The 20,694-nt window shown below is 69.5% G+C and carries 21 protein-coding genes and 1 pseudogene; 7 read left to right on the top strand and 15 right to left on the bottom strand.

The genetic code is table 11. The features are described from left to right. Positions 1-47: 47 nt before the first annotated feature. The 14 genes and pseudogenes from QMK30_RS28305 to QMK30_RS28370 all read right to left on the bottom strand — a co-directional run bounded on the left by QMK30_RS28305 (position 48) and on the right by QMK30_RS28370 (position 12,563). A complete protein-coding gene (locus tag QMK30_RS28305; protein WP_283521170.1) occupies positions 48-1,280 on the bottom strand; it encodes an arginine deiminase in 1,233 nt (410 codons plus the stop codon). A gap of 123 nt (positions 1,281-1,403) precedes the next feature. Further along, positions 1,404-3,938, bottom strand: coding sequence for a polynucleotide kinase-phosphatase (locus tag QMK30_RS28310; protein WP_283521171.1), 2,535 nt, complete (start codon positions 3,936-3,938; stop codon positions 1,404-1,406). Then, a complete protein-coding gene (locus QMK30_RS28315) occupies positions 3,935-5,434 on the bottom strand; it encodes a 3' terminal RNA ribose 2'-O-methyltransferase Hen1 (RefSeq protein WP_283521172.1) in 1,500 nt (499 codons plus the stop codon). Before QMK30_RS28315 ends, QMK30_RS28310 begins: the two co-directional genes overlap by 4 nt. Before the next feature lie 164 nt (positions 5,435-5,598). Further along, a complete protein-coding gene (locus QMK30_RS28320) occupies positions 5,599-5,883 on the bottom strand; it encodes a glutaredoxin domain-containing protein (RefSeq protein ID WP_283521173.1) in 285 nt (94 codons plus the stop codon). Positions 5,884-5,953: 70 nt separating this feature from the next. Further along, positions 5,954-6,865: a homocysteine S-methyltransferase gene (gene mmuM / locus QMK30_RS28325; RefSeq protein ID WP_283521174.1), complete on the bottom strand. Its 912-nt coding sequence runs from the start codon at positions 6,863-6,865 to the stop codon at positions 5,954-5,956. A 63-nt stretch (positions 6,866-6,928) separates the two neighbouring features. Then, a complete protein-coding gene (locus QMK30_RS28330) occupies positions 6,929-7,852 on the bottom strand; it encodes an LLM class F420-dependent oxidoreductase (RefSeq protein ID WP_283521175.1) in 924 nt (307 codons plus the stop codon). Positions 7,853-8,063: 211 nt separating this feature from the next. Continuing rightward, positions 8,064-8,591, bottom strand: coding sequence for a DUF6099 family protein (locus QMK30_RS28335; protein WP_283521176.1), 528 nt, complete (start codon positions 8,589-8,591; stop codon positions 8,064-8,066). 136 nt (positions 8,592-8,727) lie between these two features. After that, on the bottom strand, positions 8,728-9,078 hold the full coding sequence (locus tag QMK30_RS28340; RefSeq protein WP_283521177.1) for a nucleotide pyrophosphohydrolase: 351 nt from the start codon (positions 9,076-9,078) through the stop codon (positions 8,728-8,730). Continuing rightward, positions 9,075-10,235, bottom strand: a complete 1,161-nt coding sequence (locus QMK30_RS28345) for an AAA family ATPase (protein WP_283521178.1) — start codon at positions 10,233-10,235, stop codon at positions 9,075-9,077. Before QMK30_RS28345 ends, QMK30_RS28340 begins: the two co-directional genes overlap by 4 nt. A 55-nt stretch (positions 10,236-10,290) precedes the next feature. Next, positions 10,291-10,677 carry a cell division protein SepF gene (locus QMK30_RS28350; protein ID WP_283521179.1) on the bottom strand — a complete coding sequence of 129 codons (387 nt, stop codon included), beginning with the start codon at positions 10,675-10,677 and terminating at the stop codon, positions 10,291-10,293. A gap of 319 nt (positions 10,678-10,996) precedes the next feature. Further along, positions 10,997-11,179: a 30S ribosomal protein S18 gene (gene rpsR / locus QMK30_RS28355; RefSeq protein WP_283521207.1), complete on the bottom strand. Its 183-nt coding sequence runs from the start codon at positions 11,177-11,179 to the stop codon at positions 10,997-10,999. Further along, complete coding sequence (locus QMK30_RS28360) at positions 11,176-11,601, bottom strand: recombinase family protein (RefSeq protein WP_283521180.1); 426 nt, start codon at positions 11,599-11,601, stop codon at positions 11,176-11,178. The genes rpsR and QMK30_RS28360 overlap by 4 nt, the downstream gene beginning before the upstream one ends. Before the next feature lie 34 nt (positions 11,602-11,635). Further along, positions 11,636-11,761, bottom strand: a pseudogene (locus QMK30_RS28365) (transposase family protein); the annotation flags it as partial. A 457-nt stretch (positions 11,762-12,218) separates the two neighbouring features. Next, on the bottom strand, positions 12,219-12,563 hold the full coding sequence (locus QMK30_RS28370; protein ID WP_283521181.1) for a hypothetical protein: 345 nt from the start codon (positions 12,561-12,563) through the stop codon (positions 12,219-12,221). Between the two features lie 466 nt (positions 12,564-13,029). On the opposite strand from QMK30_RS28370, the gene QMK30_RS28375 reads away from it, so the two are divergent. The 6 genes from QMK30_RS28375 to QMK30_RS28400 all read left to right on the top strand — a co-directional run bounded on the left by QMK30_RS28375 (position 13,030) and on the right by QMK30_RS28400 (position 18,298). Continuing rightward, positions 13,030-13,371, top strand: a complete 342-nt coding sequence (locus QMK30_RS28375; RefSeq protein WP_283521182.1) for an ArsR/SmtB family transcription factor — start codon at positions 13,030-13,032, stop codon at positions 13,369-13,371. Positions 13,372-13,374: 3 nt separating this feature from the next. Continuing rightward, complete coding sequence (locus tag QMK30_RS28380) at positions 13,375-13,881, top strand: SRPBCC family protein (RefSeq protein ID WP_283521183.1); 507 nt, start codon at positions 13,375-13,377, stop codon at positions 13,879-13,881. Continuing rightward, the gene (locus tag QMK30_RS28385) at positions 13,881-14,501 is read left to right on the top strand and encodes a dihydrofolate reductase family protein (RefSeq protein WP_283521184.1); all 621 of its coding nucleotides are present in this window, start codon (positions 13,881-13,883) and stop codon (positions 14,499-14,501) included. The genes QMK30_RS28380 and QMK30_RS28385 overlap by 1 nt, the downstream gene beginning before the upstream one ends. A 175-nt stretch (positions 14,502-14,676) precedes the next feature. Further along, positions 14,677-15,657: a Tn3 family transposase gene (locus tag QMK30_RS28390; protein WP_283521185.1), complete on the top strand. Its 981-nt coding sequence runs from the start codon at positions 14,677-14,679 to the stop codon at positions 15,655-15,657. Positions 15,658-15,983: 326 nt separating this feature from the next. Next, positions 15,984-17,252 (top strand): MFS transporter, encoded by a 1,269-nt coding sequence (locus QMK30_RS28395; protein WP_283521186.1) that lies wholly within the window; start codon positions 15,984-15,986, stop codon positions 17,250-17,252. Beyond that, positions 17,249-18,298: a TolB-like translocation protein gene (locus tag QMK30_RS28400; protein ID WP_283521187.1), complete on the top strand. Its 1,050-nt coding sequence runs from the start codon at positions 17,249-17,251 to the stop codon at positions 18,296-18,298. Before QMK30_RS28395 ends, QMK30_RS28400 begins: the two co-directional genes overlap by 4 nt. Positions 18,299-18,332: 34 nt before the next feature. Here QMK30_RS28400 and QMK30_RS28405 read toward each other — a convergent pair whose 3' ends face one another. After that, entirely contained in the window at positions 18,333-19,676 is a 1,344-nt protein-coding gene (locus QMK30_RS28405; RefSeq protein WP_283521188.1) for a discoidin domain-containing protein, read from the bottom strand. A gap of 325 nt (positions 19,677-20,001) precedes the next feature. Here QMK30_RS28405 and QMK30_RS28410 point away from each other — a divergent pair, with 325 nt between their 5' ends. Then, positions 20,002-20,529 (top strand): hemerythrin domain-containing protein, encoded by a 528-nt coding sequence (locus tag QMK30_RS28410; RefSeq protein ID WP_283521189.1) that lies wholly within the window; start codon positions 20,002-20,004, stop codon positions 20,527-20,529. Positions 20,530-20,694: the final 165 nt, after the last annotated feature.

Below are 20,694 nucleotides of genomic sequence, written 5' to 3' on the forward strand. Positions count from 1 at the left end.
GGTCGCGGATTGAGTGAGGCTGGAAGTCTATACGATGGAGCGCATCACTATACAGAATCTCGTTCTACGGGGCAGCTCATGCAGCGGGGGCCGCCCCTGCCACGGCCCAGCTCGCTGCCGCGGATCTCGATGACCTCGATGCCCTCCTTGCGCAGATGGGTGTTGGTGGTGGCGTTGCGCTCGTAGGCGACGACAACGCCCGGCTCGACGGCCAGCACATTGCAGCCGTCGTCCCACTGCTCGCGCTGCGCCGCGTGCACGTCCTGGGTGGCGGTCAGCACCCGGATCTCGTTCAGGCCCAGGGCGGCGGCGATGGCGCGGTGCATGTGCTCGGGCGGATGGTCGGTGACCTTCAGATCGCGGTCACCCGCGCCCGGTTCGATCGTGTACGAACGGAGCATTCCGAGCCCGGCGTACTGGGTGAACGTGTCGCCGTCGACCATCGTCATCACGGTATCCAGATGCATGAACGCGCGGTGCTTGGGCATGTCGAGCGCCACGATCGTGGTGGCGGAGCCGGCCGCGAAGAGACCGCGGGCCAGCATCTCAACGGCCTGCGGGGTGGTGCGTTCGCTCATCCCGATCAGCACGGCGCCGTTGCCGATGACCAGGACGTCGCCGCCCTCGATGGTGGACGGGTAGTCGACCTGCCCCTCCGACCAGGTGTGGAAGGAGCCCGCCTCGGGGCTCTTGAAGAGCGGGTGGTGCTTGTAGATCGCCTCGAAGTGGACGGTCTCGCGCTGCCTGGCCGGCCAGCGCATCGCGTTGATGGACACCCCGTCGTAGATCCAGGCCGAGGTGTCCCGGGTGAAGAGGTGGTTCGGGAGGGGGCCGAGCAGGAAATCGTCCAGGTCCATGACGTGGAAGCGGACGGACGTCGGCTCGGGGTGGCGCGCGAGGAACTCCCGCTTGGTCATGCCGCCGACGAGCGCCTCGACCAGATCGGTCACGGGCAGTTCGTCGAACGCCTCCCGCAGGTGGTCGGTGGCGAGCGGTCCGTACTCCTTCTCGTCGAAGACCCGGTCGAGCACCAGGTTCCTGGCGGCCGGGATCCGGAGCACTTCGCAGAGCAGATCACCGAAGAGATGCACCTCCACCCCGCGGTCGCGCAGCACATCGGCGAAGCCGTCGTGCTCCTGTCTCGCCCGACGCACCCACAGCACGTCGTCGAAGAGCAGAGCGTCCTTATTGGTGGGCGTGAGGCGTTTCAGCTCCAGATCGGGCCGGTGGAGAATGACACGGCGCAGCCGTCCGGTCTCGGAATCGACATGGAATCCCATGCCCCCATCCTCACCGCACGGACCGCCGTTCACTCGGCGAATGCCGACTCGTCGCAAGGACCGTGGGGCGGCAGCCGGTGCAGCTGCCGCCCCAGGGTCAGGCCCCGGGGTCGCCCTCGGGCGTCAGAGCCGGGGGTCGACCGGCTCCGACTCCAGCGCGAGGACCGCGAAGACCGACTCATGGACGCGCCACAGCGGTTCGCTGTCCGCCAGCCGGTCCAGGGCCTCCAGGCCGAGCGCGTACTCGCGCAGCGCGAGCGAGCGCTTGTGGCCGAGGGACCGGCCGCGCAGCCGCCGCAGGTTCTCCGGACGGGTGTACTCGGGACCGTAGATGATCCGCAGGTACTCCCGGCCGCGCACCTTGATGCCCGGCTGCACCAGCCTGTTCTTCGCGTCGCGCACGAGCGCCTGGAGCGGCTTCACCACCATGCCCTCGCCACCGCGGCTGGTCATCTCCAGCCACCAGTCGATGCCCGCCTGTACGTCGGACTCGTCGCCGGTGTCGACGATCAGGCGGCGGGTGGTCTGCAGCAGTCCCGACTGGTCGTGCTCGATCATCCGGTCGATCAGCGCGAGCTGCTCGTCGTGCGGCAGCCCTGCGAGGCTGCGGCCCTGGGCGGCCAGGATCTGGAAGGGCGCGAGGCGCACGCCTTCCAGGCCTTCGGTCGGCCAGCAGTAACGCCGGTACGCCCGGGTGAACGCGGCCGCGTCGATGGCCCTCTCGCGCTGCTTGACCAGCAGCCCGTCCACCTCGACGCCACGGGCCCGAGCGACTTCGAGGGCGTCGATCGCACCGGGGAAGACCGCGCGCGACGCGGCGCCCACCGCCGCGTACTGCGACCGCAGCAGACCGGTGGCCTTGAGCGACCACGGCATCAGCTCGGCGTCGAGCAGCAGCCAGTCCGTCTCCAGTTCAGTCCAGAGCCCGGCGGCTGTGGCCGCCTCGCGCAGCCGGCCCAGGATCTCCTCGGTGACCGCGGGGTTGTCGAAGAAGGGGCGGCCGGTACGGGTGCACAGCGAGCCGGTCGGGCCGTCGACGCCGAAGCGCTCGCGCGCCGCGTCCGCGTCACGGCAGACCAGGGCCACCGCCCGCGAACCCATGTGCTTCTCCTCGCACACCACCCTGGCGACGGCGTCCGACCTGTACTGGGCGAAGGCCTCGGCCGGGTGCTCCAGGTACCCCTCGCGCTCCGAGGTCCCGGTCGGCGACATGGTCGGCGGGAGATACGGCACGAGGCGCGGGTCGACCGCGAAACGGCTCATCACTTCGAGCGCCGCAGCCGCGTTCTCCTCGCGGACGGCGACCCGCCCCATGTGCCGGGTCTCCACGATGCGCCTGCCGTGCACGTCGGCGAGGTCCAGCGGACGGCCGTCGTGACCGCCGGGCGCCTCGGTGCTGAGCGGCTTCACCGGCTCGTACCAGACCTGCTCGGCCGGTACGTCGACGAGCTCGCGCTCCGGCCAGCGCAGCGCGGTCATCTTCCCGCCGAACACCGCGCCGGTGTCCAGGCAGATGGTGTTGTTGATCCACGAGGTGTTGGGCACGGGTGTGTGGCCGTAGACGACGGCCGCGCGGCCCCGGTAGTCCTCGGCCCACGGGTAGCGCACGGGCAGGCCGAACTCGTCGGTCTCGCCGGTCGTGTCGCCGTACAAAGCGTGCGAGCGGACCCGGCCCGAGGTGCGGCCGTGGTACTTCTCGGGCAGACCCGCGTGGCAGACGACCAGCTCACCGCCGTCGAGGACGTAGTGGCTGACGAGCCCGTCGATGAACTCCCGCACCTTCTCCTTGAAGGCGTCGTCCTCCTTCTCCAACTGCTCGATGGTCTCGAGGAGTCCGTGCGTGTGCTGGACGTTGCGCCCCTTGAGATAACGGCCGAGCTTGTTCTCGTGGTTCCCGGGCACGCACAGCGCGTTGCCGGCGGCGACCATGCCCATCACCAGGCGCAGCACGCCGGGGCTGTCGGGGCCGCGGTCGACGAGGTCACCGACGAAGACAGCCGTGCGGCCGTCTGGGTGCGCCCCGTCGACGTAACCGAGCTTGCCGAGCAGGGTCTCCAGCTCGGAGCGGCAGCCGTGGATGTCGCCGACGATGTCGAAGGGACCGGTGAGGTGCCGCAGGTCGTTGAACCGCTTCTCCAGCGAGATCTCGACGCTCCCGATCTCCTCGACACCGCGCAGGATGTGCACCTTGCGGAAGCCCTCGCGCTCCAGGCCCCGCAGGGAGCGCCGCAGTTCGCGCTGGTGGCGCTGGATGACATGGCGGGGCATACCGGCCCGGTCGGGGCGGGTGGCGTTGCGCTCGGCGCAGACCGCCTCCGGCACATCGAGGACGATCGCGATGGGCAGTACGTCGTACTCGCGGGCCAGCTTCACCAGCTCTTTGCGGCTCTCGGACTGCACGCTGGTCGCGTCGACGACGGTCAGCCGCCCGGCCGCGAGCCGCTTGCCCGCGATGTAGTGCAGTACGTCGAAGGCGTCGCCGCTCGCGCTCTGGTCGTTCTCGTCGTCGGCGACGAGGCCGCGGCAGAAGTCGGAGGAGAGGACCTCGGTGGGCCTGAAGTGGGCTTTGGCAAAGGTGGACTTGCCGGATCCGGTGGCGCCGATCAGCACCACGAGGGAGAGGTCGGGCACGGCGAGAGTGCGCTTGTTTCCGGTCATGCTGCCTTCTCCTCCTTCGAGTTCCTGGTGCCGGCCCTGCTCGGGCTCTCCGGCTCGGCGGTCCTGCTGAACACCGCCATCTGGGTGGGCGGCCCCACCTCGGGGTCGTCGGGTCCGACCGGGACGAACTCCACGGTGTAGCGGTGCCGTTCGGCCGCTGCGGCGGCCCACGTGCGAAACTCCTCACGGGTCCATTCGAAGCGGTGGTCGCCGTGCCGCACATGCCCGGCGGGCAGGGATTCCCACCGCACGTTGTACTCGACGTTCGGCGTCGTCACGAGGACGGTGCGCGGCCGCGCCGAGCCGAACACCGCGTACTCCAGGGCGGGCAGCCTGGGCAGGTCGATGTGCTCGATCACCTCACTGAGCACTGCCGCGTCATACCCCTTGAGCCGTTTGTCGGTGTACGCGAGGGAGCCCTGCATCAGCTTCACGCGTGCGGCCCGCCGCTCGCCGAGCTTGTCCAGGTGGAGCCGGCGGGAGGCGACGGTCAGGGCGCGCATCGACACATCGACACCGACGATCTCGGTGAACTTCACGTCCTTCAGCAGCGCCTGCACCAACTGGCCCTGCCCGCAGCCCAGGTCGAGAACCCGGGACGCCCCGGACTCGCCCAGCGCCGCCAGGATCGCGTCGCGGCGCTGCACGGCGAGCGGTACCGGCTTGTCCTCGGTGTCCGCCGACTCGTCGACGGCGTTGTCGACGTCCTCGACCACGAGGTCGTCGGCCTCGGCCAGCCGCACCAGCTCAAGGCGCTCCATCGCCTGTCGGGTCAGACCCCAGCGGCGCGACAGATAACGGCTGGTGATCAGCTTCTGCTCCGGGTGCTCGGCCAGCCAGCCCTCACCGGCCCGCAGCAGCTTGTCGACCTCGTCGGGCGCGACCCAGTAGTGCTTGGCGTCGTCCAGAACCGGCAGCAGGACATACAGCTGACGCAGCGCGTCGGCGAGCCGCAGCTCCCCTTCCAGCACCAGCTGTACGTACCGCGAGTCGCCCCACTGCGGGAACTCCTTGTCCAGCTGCACCGGCTCGGCCACCACCGACGTCCAGCCCAGCGGCGCGAACAGCTTCGTCACCAGCTCCGCGCCGCCCCGGGCGGGCAGCGCGGGCAGCTCGACGCGCAGCGGCAGCGGGGACTCCGCACGCTCGGGAAGCGCCTTGCACAGGCCCTGCAGGGCGGTCCTGAAGACGGTGCTCAGCGCGACGGCGAGCAGTGACGACGCGGCGTACGGACGGTCGTTGACGTACTGCGCGAGCGCGGAGTCGGGCGAGCTGCCGCGGTCCTTGCCCTTGCTCCGCCGCACCAGCGCCACCGGATCGACCTCCAGCAGCAGCGCGGCCGTGCACCGCTCGGCGGTCGCCTCAGGGTAGAAGACGTGCGCCGTGCCGTGGGAGGTCTTGTACGCCTGCGCCTTCTCGGGATGCTTGTGCAGCAGGAATCCGAGGTCGGTGGCGGGGCGCAGGTCCGTTCCTGTGGTGCTGATCGTCATGAACACACGTCTGAGTATCGCCGGATCGACATCTTCCGGCCAGGGAGTTTGGACGGCGGAGTCCGGGTCGCGCCTGGGCGGGCAGGTGCGGGGGCCGGTGCCAGTGCCGGTGCGGAGAGTCCGGGTCAGCCCGGTCGGGCCGAGTCCGGTCGCTTCCTGGCGGCCGGGGCTCAGGGGGCTTCGCGCAGCAGGTGCGGCGCGTGTTTCCGGACCTCCTGCCGCAGCTGCCGCATCGACGGGTTCACCATCGCCCGTCCGGCCACGGTCACCGTGGGCACCGTCTCGTTCCCGTCCGCGACCGAGCGGACGTACGCCGCGGCCCCGGGGTGCTTCCAGATGTTCACCTCGGTGCGCCGCAGCCGCGCGAGGCGCAGCCTCAGCCGCAGCTTCATGCGGTACGGGCAGCCGGGCCGCCAGTAGACGACCACACCGTCAGCGTCACGATCCCCGGCCATGTTTTCCCCCTGCTCCTGTGCACGTGGCGCAGAGCGTAGCGGCGGAGGAGAGGGGTGGGTGCCGCCGGAGTCACCCCGCTTCCGGCCGCAGCAGTCCGGCCAGCTCCGCGATCCGCCCCGGCCCGATCCGGCAGCAGCCGCCGACCAGCCGTGCCCCGTCCGCCTGCCACTCCCTCACCCGCTCCGGATCATAGGTACGCCCACCCCGCCATCTCCGGCCCTCCGCGTCCCACTTCTCCCCGCTGTTCGGGTAGATGACGACCGGCTTGCCGGTCATCGAAGCGGCGCGCTCCACGGCCCGGTCCGCGTCGTGCGGTTCGCAGCAGTTGACCCCCACGGCGATCACCTGCTCGTTCCTAGCGGCGAGCTCGAAGGCCGCGTCCAGTCGCTGACCAGCGCGGGTACGGTCCCCGTCGATGCTGTACGAGAGCCAGACGGGCACCCCGCACCCGGCCACTGCCCGCAGCAGCGCCTCCGCCTCGTCGGTGTCCGGCACCGTCTCCAGCGCGAGCACGTCGGGCTCCGCCGCGACCAGGGCCTCGATCCGGGGCCGATGGAAGCGCTCCAGCTCCCGCACGGACAGCCCGTACCGCCCGCGGTACTCGCTGCCGTCGGCGAGCATCGCCCCGTACGGCCCGACCGAGGCCGCCACCCACACCTCCCGCTCGGTGAACTCCCCTGCGGCGCGTGCCAGTTTTACGCTGCGTGCCATCAACTTCGCCGCTTCGCGCGGCGCGACACCCCGCCGCGCGAAGCCTTCGAAGGTCGCCTGGTAGCTGGCGGTGATCAGCACCTGTGCGCCCGCCCGTACATACGACGCGTGCGCCGCCGCGATCTGCTGCGGGGCATCGGCGAGGAGCCGCGCCGACCAGAGCGCGTCGGAAAGATCACAGCCCTGCGCCTCCAGTTGGTTCGACAGACCGCCGTCGAGGACAACCGGCCCCTCGGCGAGGGCGGCAGCCATCGAACGCACCGGCTTCACAGTGACTCCTTTGCTCTTTCCAGCTCTTCCTGCGCCGCTGCCCCGCAGACGCGTCAGCTTGCGTCAGCTCAGCTGGGACTGGACCTGCGAGGAGATCAGCTCAAGGTGGTCGAGGTCGTCCAGATCCAGCATCTGGAGGTAGATCCGGGAGGCGCCGAGCGCGCCGTACCGGCCGATCTTGTCCACCACCTCCGCGGGGGAGCCCGCCAGCCCGTTCGCCTTCAGCTCCGCCACCTCCCTTCCGATGACAGCCGCCCGGCGCGCCACCTCCGCGTCGTCCTTGCCCACGCACGCCACCAGCGCGTTGGAGTACACCAGGTCGTCCGCCTTGCGCCCGGCCTTCTCGGCTGCGGCCCGCACCCGGCCGAACTGCTTCTCGCTGTCCTCCAGCGAGGCGAACGGGATATTGAACTCGTCGGCGTACTGCGCGGCCAGTCGCGGCGTACGGCTCGCGCCGTGTCCGCCGATCAGGACCGGTACCTTGGACTGGGCGGGCTTGGGCAAGGCAGGCGAGTTGGTCAGCTGGTAGTACGTCCCGTCATAGTTGAACTTCTCACCGACCTTCGTCGCCCACAGGCCGGTGACGATCGCCAGCTGCTCCTCGAGCCGGCCGAACTTCTCTTTCGGGAACGGAATGCCGTACGCCCGGTGCTCGTCATCGAACCAGCCCGCCCCCAGACCGAGCTCGACCCGCCCGCCCGACATCTGGTCGACCTGCGCCACCTGGATGGCCAGTACGCCCGGCAGCCGGAAGGTGCCCGCGGTCATCAGGGTGCCCAGCCGGATCCTCTTGGTCTCGCGGGCGAGGCCGGCCAGGGTGATCCAGGCATCGGTCGGTCCCGGCAGGCCGTCGCCCGACCCCATCCGCAGATAGTGGTCGGAGCGGTAGAAGGCGTCGAAGCCGAGGTCCTCGGTGGCTTTGGCCACGGTCAGCAGGGTGTCGTAGCTCGCCCCTTGCTGGGGCTCGGTGAAGATTCGAAGATCCATGCCGCCATCCTGCACCGTCGAACTGCCGCCTACCCCACCTCCCTCACCAGGCCCCCACCTGCTCGGTCGGGTGAAATTTCGTCACGCTCACCATTCGCACACCTCCTCCCCGTCCGTACGGCCCCTCCCGGTGACCGAATCTGCCCGAGGTGATCGGCTGCCCGGACGGAGCCGACCGGTCCGCCTGACGGACCGTCCGAGGAGAGCCAGGTCATGACGGCTCCGCCGCCGGGTCCCGATCGGCGCTCCGCGTCCTGCCCTGCTCCCGCACCGTGAGCCGACGCAGCATCCCGCGCACCCGGTCGCTCGACTCGTCGGCGGCGTCGATCCCTTCGATGCACTGCCAGTAGAGCGCCTCCTCGTCGGTGGCGCACGCGACCCCGACGAGCGCTATCCCCACCTCGCCGAGCAGCCCGGCCAAACCGGTCAACGCCTCATGCACGTCCGCCACTTCGGACAGCTGCGCGGCGCGCGGGCGGGAGCAGGGAGGGACCCCGCCGGTAAAGCACAGCTCGCTCGCTCGCAGCACCGCACTGTCCAGCACCCCGGAGCCCCGCCCACCCACCTCACTCAGCCCCCGGGCCTCGCCTCTCAGCTCCGGCGGCCCGGTCAGTGCCAGTCGGCCGCCGATCGCCTGCGCCAGTGTCTGTGCCTGCCACGCCTCCGCCAGGATGTCCAGCGCCGCCCGGCTCTCCGCCAGTGCATGCCGACTGACCTTGATGAGCCGCATCGCGTCCATACACCGCCCCCGTCCCTACGATGGCCCGCTTCTTTCTTACGTTCTCCTGTCCACTACCCAGAGTGAGGTTCCAGGGCCCGGAAAGCCAGGGCTATGGCGAAATCTGTGCACTAATCGACAGTTGTGGATATGTCACTCACTCCGAAGAGTGACGATTCTTGGATTCCGGCACCGGGAAACGGTGTTCGTTCCGGTCGATCTTGGCTGCCAGCGCCGCAAGCACATCGACCCCCAACACCTCACAGAACTGCAGGAGATACGCCAGAACGTCCGCGGCCTCGTCCGCCACCCTGTGCGCGGAGCGCGAATCCTCCATCACCCGCGCCGACTCCTCCGGCGTCAACCACTGGAAGATCTCGACCAGTTCGGACGCCTCCACGCTCAGCGCCACCGCGAGGTTCTTCGGCGTGTGGTACGGCTCCCACCCCCGCGCCGTCGCGAACTCGGCCAGCCTGCGCTGCAGTCCCTGCACATCCAGTTCCGTCACGCCCCCAGGTCTACCACCGTCACCCCGTCCACTCCGCGCGCGTACGGCGCATCCGAGACCGCCCCCACCAGCCGCATGTGCCTCTCCCCACAGATGTCCGCGGCGAGGGCCAGCAGCTCCCGCGACTGTGTGACGTCCAGGGACCGGTCGAAGCCGTCCGCCAGGACGGTGAGCGCCTGCATCGCCGGAGGTACCTCGGCGACGGTGTCCATGGCCAGCACTCCGGGCCCGGTCAGCAGCACCAGGGCGAGTGCCAGGTAGCGCAACTCCCCGTCCCCCAGCCGCTCGACGGGCGTGGACCAGCGTTCACCGCGGGCCAGCACCGCCCGTACCGTGCCGTCGGTCAGCTCCTCGACGGTCAGCTCGGCCACCGGCCCCGCGCATCCGGCGCGCACCATGGCGGTCAGTCGCGCATGGCGCCTCGCGCACTGGCTGCGCGTGCGCCACAGCACCTCCGCGAGATTGTCGCAGCCGGTCCGCAGCCGCCCCTCCCCCGTCGGCACCGGCTCTCGCATCCGCGGCGGCCTCGGGTCGCATGCGAACACCGACCGCAACGCGAGAATCATCTGCTCGGCCGCCGCCAGCACATGCAGCTGGCCCGGCGTCCGGCCCGCGACGCGCAGCGGCAACAGCGCGGTGCCCAGCCGGTCGTCGGGCAGGGGCGCACGAGTCACCGGCGCGGCTCCCCCTGTGTGCCAGGCCGCCTGCACGGAGCGCCGCGCCGGATCGCGCAGCGCGGTGGTCAGCAGCGTCCGCCCGTCGCACGTCAACCGCTCACCGGCGATCCGCAGCTCCGGCTCCACCTGCACGGCGAGGTCGAGCCGGACGGGTCCCACGGGCCCGTCCACGGTGCAGCCGATCCGGAAACCGCGTCGCCCCTGGGCATCCGGCGCCGCCCGTTCGGGCACGCACTCCGTCGGCCGGGGGAAGGCCTCGGCCAGTTCGGCGCCGCCGCCCAGCCGGGCCAGGGCCTCGTACACCTGGAGGACACTCGACTTGCCGCTGCCACTGGCCCCGGCGATGAGGGTGACCGGGCCGAGCGGGACGGCTGTCCCGCGGTGCGACTTGAAGGCGGACAGCCTGAGTTCGACGACGGTGGGCGGCCGGTGGGGTCCGGCCGCGGGGATGGGGGCGGTCGCCCGGGGAAGCACAGTCATGGCCGGAGGGTAGCCAGGGCCGGTGGTGGCGAATCGTTCCGCCCGGTGGATCTTCCTACGATCGGGGGACGGCGGCGGCCTCGGCCCCTTCGACCTCCATGCCCTCCGGAGCCAGCAGGAAGACATTGCGGTCGACCCGGTGCATCCCGCTGCCGAGGCCGAAGACGACGCCGCTGCTGAAGTCCAGGATTCGTTTCGCCACATCGCTGTCGGCGGCGGTCAGATCGAGCAGCACCGGAATCTGCGCGACGAGGTACTCCGCGACCTCACGTGCGTCGGCGAAGACCTGGACGCGCAGCACGATCATGCGCCGTTGCTCGGAGCCGTACTCCTGAGGCATCGTGCGGTGATCGACCTGCGACGGCCACTGGTCCCGGCCGCGCAGCGGCACGACCTGGGCGAGCCCGGCCCACTGCTCGTCGGTGGCGTCGTACCTGCTCACCGGACCACCTGGCCCGCACACTGTGTCTGCATTGAGCCATTCTCACCCGTCTCACCCGTTCGGCCCAACACCGACACGGGCCAGTCCGGGCTCGGGGCGAAAAGGGGCGGCGCGGGGCCGGGCGTTCAGTGGCGGAGCAGCCACGCCACCCGGTCGAGGGAAGCGGCGTTGTACGCCACCAGTATCCCGGCGAGGACCAGGGCCGGGAGCCCGGCGCCGGCCGTGTGGCACCGGGTCGATCTCAGGCCGCTGGTCGCCGAGTTCCGCCGGACGCTGCTGGGCGAAACCCCCCGAGACAGGGCGCGAGTTCCGCGGAGTCTCATCGCGACGAATACGGCAGCAGGGCCATCTCCCGGGCGTTCTTGATCGCGCGGGCCAACCGCCGCTGCTGCTGCGCGCCGACCCGGGTCACCCGGCGGCTGCGGATCTTCCCCCGGTCCGAGATGAATTTCCGCAGCAGGTCGGTGTCCTTGTAGTCGATGTACGTGATGCGCGCTGTCAGTTTCCGAAGTCGGCTGCACGGGTGTCCGTAGTCCCCTGCACTCCGGCTGGCTGGCTGGGGATCTGCTGGCCGAGGTGGCGGTAGATGGTGGGCCGGGAGACGCCGAACTCTTCGGCGATTTGCGCCACGGTGTAGCGGCTGCGGCCCTTGTCATCTGTTTCCTCGTGCATCGCCTGCGCCAGCTGCACCCGGCGGAGGCCGAGCTTGGGCTTCTGTCCTCCGGTACGTCCGCGGGCGCGGGCGGCGGCCAGGCCGTCCATGGTGCGCTCGGACATCAGGGCGCGCTCGAACTCGGCGATGGCGCCGAGGATCTGGAAGAACATGCGGCCGATCGCGGTGGAGGTGTCGATGCCCTGGTCGAGCACGAACAGGTCGACGCCGTCGGCCTCCAGCTGCTTGGACAGCTCCATGAGGTTCGACAAGCGTACGGCGTGGGCACGTTGGCGCGTCGCAGAACAGCCGCCGGACCGACAGGTCGATCATCACAGTGCGATCGCCGAGCGGGGTATCCGCGATGTGACGCTGGTAGCGACTGTGCACCCGTCCGCTCAACGTGCCGCAGTCCAGGCACGGCAGCGCCATTCGCTCCAGCGTCCGTGCGGTGACCCGCACCACCCCGCGCTCCACGCGCACGGCTTCCACCAGCACCGACGCCAGATGCGGGAACACGATGTCCAGGAGTTCGGTCACATACTCCGGACGATCCCACTGCGATGACGGTCTGTCACTTCGTCACGGAAATCTTGCGAGAGCCAACCTACGGTGGCCGCCGTCACTGCATCGAACACGCCCCGGAAACGACGAAGATCCTGCCCGATCTTCCGATCGGACAGGATCTCGTCAACTACCCCTGAGCTAACGACCTCGGGGGCAATAGTGCGCGGGCTCCCGACGTCCTGCGACTCGCTGATCCACGCCCTATTGCCCCCGAGGTCGTAACTCAAAAACAGTCGGGGGGGGGGGGGGGGGGGGGGGGGGGGGGGGCCCGGGGGATTCTCACCCCCGGGCGACCCGACCTCTTACAGCCCGTAGAGACAGCTCAGGAGCATCGGCGTCCCATCTTCGCCGACCGCCGGTTGTACCCTTTGGTATCCCACCACTCTTCCAAAAGGCCACTCACCAGCTCAACCAGTTGGCGAAGACGCTCAGGATCAGGGGCGGACGAGGTGAACACGTCCACAAAGGACTTGTCGCCCCATGGCAGTGTGAACACCCAGCACTCGTCGGCGTAACCCTTCCGCTCGATGATGAGCCGGTAGGTCAACGTGACGCTGCGGTCCGGTTGGTGGTCTACAGTCAGGTCGGTAACGTTGAACCTGATCGCGCCATCACCGGTGGTGTATGAGCGAGCCAGGGCGCGCTCAGCTGGCGTGTGAGCCGCCATATGCACCTCTCACCTCGTCTACGAGTATCCCAAGTTAGTCGCTAACACATGGCGGTGGCGAGGCTCGTGACCTGGTAAGCGGTCCGCAGGTCGTTGATTCCGGCGGGCGTTCCGAGCTTGGTGCGGAACTTCTCGCGACTTGGGCACGAAGCGGTCCAGATCGAGAACCCACCTCCGTTGGGCTTGCCGGACCATATGGCGGCACTGATCTTCCTATTCATCGTGTTGTTCCAGCCATGCCCCGCCTTTATGTGTTTCCAACCCCACGTGCTGGTGCCGCAGCGCAACGTGTACTTGACAGGCCCACGGAAGTACGTGCGCACGATGTAGTTCTTACCGTGATGCCTGCAGGGCCTGCCATCGCCCGGTTTCCGCAGCCGCCGACAAGGGCCACGATCGTTATCCGACAAGACCCGCCTGATTCCTCCGGCTTGACGCATACCTATATCGGAATATGATGGAACCCATGGCACGAGCAGCGACGACGTCGGACGTCTTCAACGCGATCGCCGAGCCGCAGCGCCGGGAGATCCTGCTGCTGCTGCGGGCGGGTGAGCGGCCGGTGACCGAGTTGGCCCAGGAGTTGGGGATGACCCAGCCGGGGGCGTCCAAACACCTGCGGGTGCTCCGGGAGGTCGGGCTGGTGCGGGACCGCAAGGCAGGCAAGCAGCGCTTGTACGGCCTTGACGCCCGCGGGCTGCGACCGGTCCACGAGTGGACCGGCGGGTTCGAGCGGTTCTGGAACGAGAGCTTCGACCGGCTGGACGAGTACGTGCAGGACCTCAAGCAGGCGAAACAGGAGGAGTGACCGATGGCAGCGACAGGACGGGAGGCGCCGGCGCAGTCAGCGACGGCCGACCGCGAAATCGTGATCTCCCGGGCCATCAGCGCCCCACGGGAGCTGGTGTTCGAGGCGTTCACCGAGGTGCGGCACCTGTCACGGTGGTGGGGACCGGAGGGGTTCACCACCACCACGCGGGCGTTCGAGTTCCGCGTCGGCGGGGAGTGGGACTTCGTGATGCACGGACCGGATGGGACGGACTACCAGGAGTGGATCTCCTGGACCGAGATCGCCCCGCCGGAGCGGATCGCGTTGCTCCACGGTGAGTCCCGCGGCGACCCGAACGCCTTCGAGTCGGTCCTCACGTTCGCGCCCGACGGCGCGGTGACCCGGATCGAGATGCGCACGCTGTTCCCCACCAAGGAGCTGCGCGACGAGGCGGTCGAGAAGTACCACGCGATCGAGGGCGGCCGGCAGACCCTGAGCAACCTGGCGGCCTACGTCACCGGGATCGTTCGGAAGGGAGCGGAGGGCTGATGGCCGGGAAGGTGTTCTTCAGCGTGTCGATGTCGCTGGACGGGTTCATCGCGCCCGAGTCCTCCGAGGACTTGATGGGGCAGCAGTGGATGGAACTGCAGCAGTGGATCTTCCCGCTGCGGTTCTTCCGGGAGAACCTGAAGCTCGGCGAGGGCGGCGAGGAAGGGCGCGACAACGACATCGCGCGGGAGACGTTCGAGCGCACCGGCGCGAGCGTGATGGGTAAGCGCATGTTCGACGCCGGCGAGAAGATGTGGCCGGAGGAGGCGCCGTTCCACACGCCGGTGTTCGTCGTGACGCACGAGAAGCGTGCCCCCTGGGAGCGGCCCGGCGGGACCACCTTCCACTTCGTCAACGACGGCATCGAGACCGCGCTCGACCAGGCCCGCGAGGCCGCCGGCGACCGCGACGTCCGCATCGCGGGCGGCGGCGCGACGATCTTGGAGTACGTGAACGCGGGCCTGATCGACGAATTCTCGATCGCGCTGTCACCCGTGCTGTTCGGCTCCGGAATCCGCCTGTTCGAGGGCGTGGACGCGGGCCGCGTGGCCCTGGAGCCGGTCCGCGCGGAGCCCTCCCCAAGGGTGACGCACCTGACCTACACCGTCCGGGAGCGGTAACGACCTCGGGGGCAATGGAGCGTCGTCGACCGACGACAACGCCGGAGGCGGAGTCACAGGACGCCGGGAGCCCGCGCACTATTGCCCCCGAGGTCGTAACTGTCCCGACCTCAGCGCTCTCTCGCCGAGGTCAGCTGCCCGCGGACGGCCCGGCCCGCCCTGGCGGCGACGACGGATGGCGATACGTGCTCACCCATGGGGGCGGGGAGCTGGCCAGGTACGCCGACACGGTGTCCGCGCGATCAAGTTCACCGAGCCCGAGCCGCAGAAAGAGCCGAAGAACCTGCGCAAGCTCAGGAAGGCGATCCGCAAGAAGTGGGGCACCGTCGCCCTGATCGACATCCTGAAAGAGGCCGCCCTGCGCACCGGGATGCTCAAGGCCCTCGCCCCGGCCGGCACCCGGGAGGCGATCGACGAGGCGAAGCTCCTGGAACGCCTGCTCCTGATCGCGTACGCCTACGGCACCAACTCAGCGATCAGCTCCGTCGCGTCCGGCGAGCACAAGCACACCGAGGAAGAGCCGCGCTACACGGCCCGCCGCTATCTGACCGCCGTCGGGCTGAAGGCCGCCGGCGTCGAGATAGCGAATGCCACCTTCGCGGCCCGCTCCGAAGCGATCTGGGGCCAGGGCACCACCACCGCAGCTTCGGACTCCACGCACTTCAAAGCCTGGGACCGCAACATCCTCACCGAGTGGCACTCCCGGTACGGAGGCCGCGGCGTGCTCGTGTACTGGCACATCGAAAAGGGTTCGATGGCCATTCACAGCCAGCTTCTGAACTGCACCGCCTCGGAGGTCGCCGCCGCGATCGAGGGCATGATGCGGCACGCCACCACCATGCAGGCCGAGGGCAACTACGTCGATTCGCGCGGCCAGTCGGAAATCGGGTTCGGACTCACCCGGCTCCTGGGCTACGACCTGCTGCCGCGCATCAAGCAGATCAACAAGGTCACGCTGTACCGGCCCGGCCGCGAGGACGAGGACAACTACGACGAGTGGGCAGACCTCCTGACCGACGAGGACAAACGCGCCCTGACCCCGCTGTTCTGGATGCACATCCAGCCTTACGGCGAGGTACGGCTAAATATGGGCCGCCGGCTTCAGCTCGCCCAGCCCGTCCCGCAGGAGCCAGACCCCGAGCCGGCCGCCGCGTAGCCCGACCCCAGAACCTCAGAGGGACCCCGGCCACGGCCGGGGTCCCTCTGACATGCGCGCATACGGGGCGCCTTCGATCCGAAAGCTACTGGCAGGTTACTTGTCACCTCGTTCGCCGCTCGTTAAGGCACCCCACCTCCCAGCCCGGCGCCCGACGCGCATCCCGTCACAACTCCCGCCACGCCTCCTGTCGCACCTCTTGCGCGAGGCACGACAAGCGCAGTCAAATATAAGGAAAGGTTCCTAACAGTCGAGCCTTCCGTTCCCCTACTCCCCGGGCGCAGCTGTGCCCTGCCCTACCAGCCCCCCACGGCCGCGGAGCCCCTATGTATCTCGCCTCCAGCAGATCCACGGACGTGCCCGACGGCCCGGCGAGCGGCCGGTCACCCAGACCGGGCACCGCCCGCAAAGGAGTGGCAGGGACGGTCGTCGCGCTGGGTGCGGTCAGCCTCGTCAGTGACATCTCCTCCGAGATGGTCACCGCGGTGATGCCTCTCTACTTCGTCCTCGGCCTGGGGCTGAGCCCCCTCCAGTTCGGCTTTCTCGACGGCATCCACAACGGGATCAGCGCGTTCGTACGGCTCGCCGGAGGGCACATCGCCGACCGCAGGCAGCGGTACAGGGCGGTCGCCGGTGCGGGCTACGCCCTCTCTGCGCTCTGCAAGCTCGGCCTGCTCTTCGCGGGCACCTCGGCCCCCGCCCTCTCCACCGCCCTGGCCGCCGACCGGGTGGGCAAGGGCATTCGCACCGGCCCCCGGGACGCGCTCATCACGCTCAGCTGCGACCCGCGCGACCTCGGCCGCGCCTTCGGCGTGCATCGCGCGATGGACACAACCGGCGCTCTCCTGGGGCCACTTGCCGCGTTCGCCCTGCTGTGGGCGACCATGGACTCGTACGAGAGCGTCTTCGTCGTCAGCTTCTGCTTCGGCGTCCTGGGCGTGGTCATCCTGCTCGCGTTCGTCCCCGGGCACCGCGAGACCTCGGACCGCGAGGCCGCCGCGCCGAGGCTGCGGGACACCGTGGGTCTGGTGCGCGAGCCGGGCTTCCGCCGGATGCTGATCACCGCTTCGGCGCTCGGCCTGGTCACCGTCGGGGACGGCTTCATCTTCCTGCTTCTGCAGAGCCGCCTCGACTTTACCGCCGGCTACCTTCCCCTGCTGCCGCTCGGCACCGCCCTGGTGTATCTGACGCTCGCCGTACCGTTCGGCAGAATCGCGGACCGGCACGGCCGACGAGGGCTCTATCTCCTGGGCCACACAGCCCTGTTGGCCGTGTACGCGGTGCTGCTCACCCCACTCGGCGGCCCGGCGCTACTCGTCGCCGCGCTCGCGCTGCACGGCACCTTCTACGCGGCCACCGACGGCGTACTCATGGCCCTGGCGGGGCCCTCCCTGCCGGGAACCCAGCGGGCGGGCGGGCTGGCCATTCTGCAGACCGGCCAAGCCGTCGGCCGCCTGCTGGCCTCCGTGCTCTTCGGCGCGGCCTGGACGACCTGGGGCACCCAGCCGGCCCTCGCCCTCGCTGCCGCCGGTCTCGCCCTCACCCTGCCGATCAGTCTCTTCCTCCTCCCCACACAGCAGGAGCCGACGCCGTGAACTCCGCCGATGAGCCAACTCACACCAAGACCCCCATGGTTGCCATGAGCCTGCGGGCCAGATTCGTCGCCGTGGGCGCGGCCACCGTGCTGCTCGCGACGCTGGGCGTCGTGCACGCCGTGAACAGCGCGCATCGCACCGAGCCGGCCGACGGCGCGCAGAGCGTCCTGTCCCTGGGGGACGGCCCCGCGGTGTTCTTCCGGACCGACCGGGGCAGGCTCGCATCGGTCTCCAGGCCGGCTGGTGGCAAGGGTGGAAGCCGGGGGAAGGCGAAGGAGTCCGCCATGCCCTGTCACCGGTTCTACGCCGGAGGCGCCACGGCGGTCTGTCTGGCGACCAGGCCCGGGATCCCGCCCAGGACAAAGGCGGTGATTCTCGACCGGGACCTCAAGGAGAAGCGCGGCGTCCTGCTTCCCGGCGTGCCCAACAGGGCCAGGGTCTCGGCCTCCGGTCGGATGGTCGCCTGGACCGTCTTCGTGACCGGGGACTCCTACTCCTCGTCGTCCTTCTCGACCCGCAGTGGCATTCTCGACACCCGCACCGGCTACCTGATCAAGAACATGGAGACCATCCAGGTCTACCGCGACGGCAAGCGGTACCACTCGTCGGACGTGAACTTCTGGGGCGTCACCTTCGCGCGCGACGACAACCGTTTCTTCGCGACCATGGCCACCCGGGGAAAGACCTACCTGGTCGAGGGCGACATGAAGAAGTGGAGCGCGCACACCGTCCGCGAGAACGTCGAATGCCCCTCGCTCTCCCCCGACAACACCCGCATCGCCTTCAAGAAGCGGGTGTCCGGCGGCGGCTCGGCACCCTGGCGGCTGCATGTGCTCGACCTCAGGACGATGCGCGAGACGCCACTGGCCGAGACCCGGTCCGTCGACGACCAGGTGGCCTGGCTGGACGACCGCACTCTCGCCTACGCCGTTCCCGGCCGCACCGCGCGGTCCTCGGCCGTCTGGACCGTGCCCGCCGACGGCTCGGGGCGGGCCGAACTGACAGTGCCCGGCGCCTCGTCACCGTCCGCAGTGTCCGGAGGGTGACGAGGGTGCCGGGACCGACGTTGCCGCCTCGGTGTCAGTGGCAGGTGTACGTGGGTCCGGTGTCCTTCACCTGGCCCGCGGTGTCGACGTACTGCCAGCCGAAGGTGGTGTCGGTGAAGTTGAGCTTGAGCACGCCGTACGGGCCGCTGATGCGCTTCTCACTGTTGGGCTGAACCTCCTCGATCGGGTAGGGCTCGGCGCCGCCCATGCCGCCGACGATCTCCACGATCCCGTCGGCCTTGGCCTGCCCGTCGGCGTTCTGCGGAGCGAAGCGCTCGTAGTGGTGGTCGTGGCCGTTCAATACGAGGTCGGCCTTGGCGCCGTAGAGGATCTTCCAGACCGGCTTGCCGACCGGGTCGTTGCCGTGTCCGCCCGAGCTGTACAGCGGGTGGTGGAAGTACGCGGCGATGCAGCCCTTCTTGTTGCGCGCCAGATCGTCCTTCAGCCACTGGATCTGCGCGGCCTGGTCGAAGGCGTTGGAGTCGAGGGCCACGAAGTGCCAATTGCCCTCGTCGTAGCTGTAGTAGGACTTGCCCTGCGGGTAGGCGATCGAGCCGAAGTAGCTCTTGTAGCCCGCGAGCGACCCGGCCGGGTCGTAGGTCTCGTGGTTGCCGGGCACCGGGCGGGTCTTCGCCTTGAACTTCCCCCACGACGTGTCGTAGTAGGAACGGAAGTCGGAGATCATGGCGTCGTCGTACTGGTTGTCGCCCATGGTCAGATAGAACTTCGGGTCGATGCGCTGCGCCTGCGCGGCCGTCTTCGGGTGGGCGCAGGAACTGGAGGACGCGGTGCACTGCGCCGCTATGTCCCCGGCGGCGACGACCGCGAAGGCCCCGGTCGGCGGCGGGCCACCGGCCAGGCTGCCGTAGACCTGGACCTCATGGAGCGAGTAGCCGTACCCGGTGCCGCGCGCGGTTCCGTACACCCGCAGATGGCGGCCCTTGCCGGACAGGCCGGCCCAGTCGTCCGAACCTCCGTTGCCCGCCGTCTCGTTGGCGAGACGGGTCCAGGTGACGGCGTCGTCGGAGACCTCGACGCGATACGCCTTCGCGTAGGCCGCCTCCCAGGAGAGCGTGACCCGCGAAATGGTGGCGGCGGCGCCGAGGTCGACCTGGAGCCACTGCGGGTCCTTGCCCTCGACGCTGGCCCAGCGGGTCGCCGGGTCGCCGTCGAAGGCCTGGGCGGGGCCGAGTGCGGCTTCCTCCGTGGAGGACGCGGTGGCGGGTTTGCCGCCGGAGATCAGGGGATCGGCCGCGGCGTCGGCCCGGTCCGGATTCATCAGCAACAGACCGCCGATGAGGAGCAGAACGGCGGCGAACGCGGTCGCCAGGACGGTGGTCCTGGTGCGGAGTGGGGGTGGGGCGGTGGTCAGGCGCATGCCTGGACTCCCTGGCTGAGACAGCGAGAGCTGGACAGCTTGCTTGCAGCCACGCCCCTGCTCAGGGTGGGCGCGGCGTGCGGCGGCCGGGTCAGAGCTCTCGCTGAGCGCGTCACGCCCACGAAGAGTCGGGCGCCGCGCCGAGCCGCTGCGGGGCAGCCTGGCAACGAGCCGTGTCCCTGTCAATGGATAACAGGAAACTTTCCTATCTGTCGATGTCGGCTGCGCCATCCGGTGGTCAGGACGTACTGCCGGGGCGACAACGGGGTACCGGGACCAGATACGCGTAAGCACAGCAGCGCAAGCACACGGAGGAGCCGCAGGCATGACCGACGAGCAGAGCGCCACGCAGGACGTCGTAGAGCTGATCCTCGACGACCACCGGACGATGGAGGGCCTCTTCCGCGAGATGCGCAGCGTCGAAGCGGACCGGGGAGGCGCCCTGCGGTCCTTCGCGGAGCTTCTCATCGCCCACGGGGAAGCGGAGGAGATCAAGGTCTACCCCGCCCTGAAGCGCTACAAGAACATCGACAACGAAGAGGTCGAGCACGGCGAGGAGGAGCACGCCGAGGGGAACGAGGCGCTGCTCGCCCTGCTCGAAGTCGCCGAGATCGGCTCCGACGAGTGGGACAAGAAGCTGGAAAAGCTGGTCGAGGCGGTCACGCACCACACCGACGAGGAGGAGCGCACCATCCTCAACAGTGCCCGCGAGAACGTCACAGACGACCGCAGGGCGGAGCTGGCGGCCGCGTTCACCGCGGAGCGGGCACGGCTTCTCGGCGCCGGATGCGGCGACATCGAGACCGTACGCAAGGTCGTGAAGAGCGGGACGGAGCCGTACCGGATTCCGTAGCCCAGCTCGGCCCCCGCCCGGAGCAGCGGCACGTGGGGCCCATGCCCCGGGGCGGGGCGACCGTGGGCCGAAAGAGGCGGTCGTTCACCCGGACCGCCGCCTGGACCGGGCAGGGTCAGGGGTACGTCGGCCAGCCGTCGGGGGCCGCGTCGTCCAAGTCGGCGC

It is taken from the genome of Streptomyces sp. H27-C3, assembly GCF_030063415.1.
Lineage (GTDB): Bacteria > Actinomycetota > Actinomycetes > Streptomycetales > Streptomycetaceae > Streptomyces.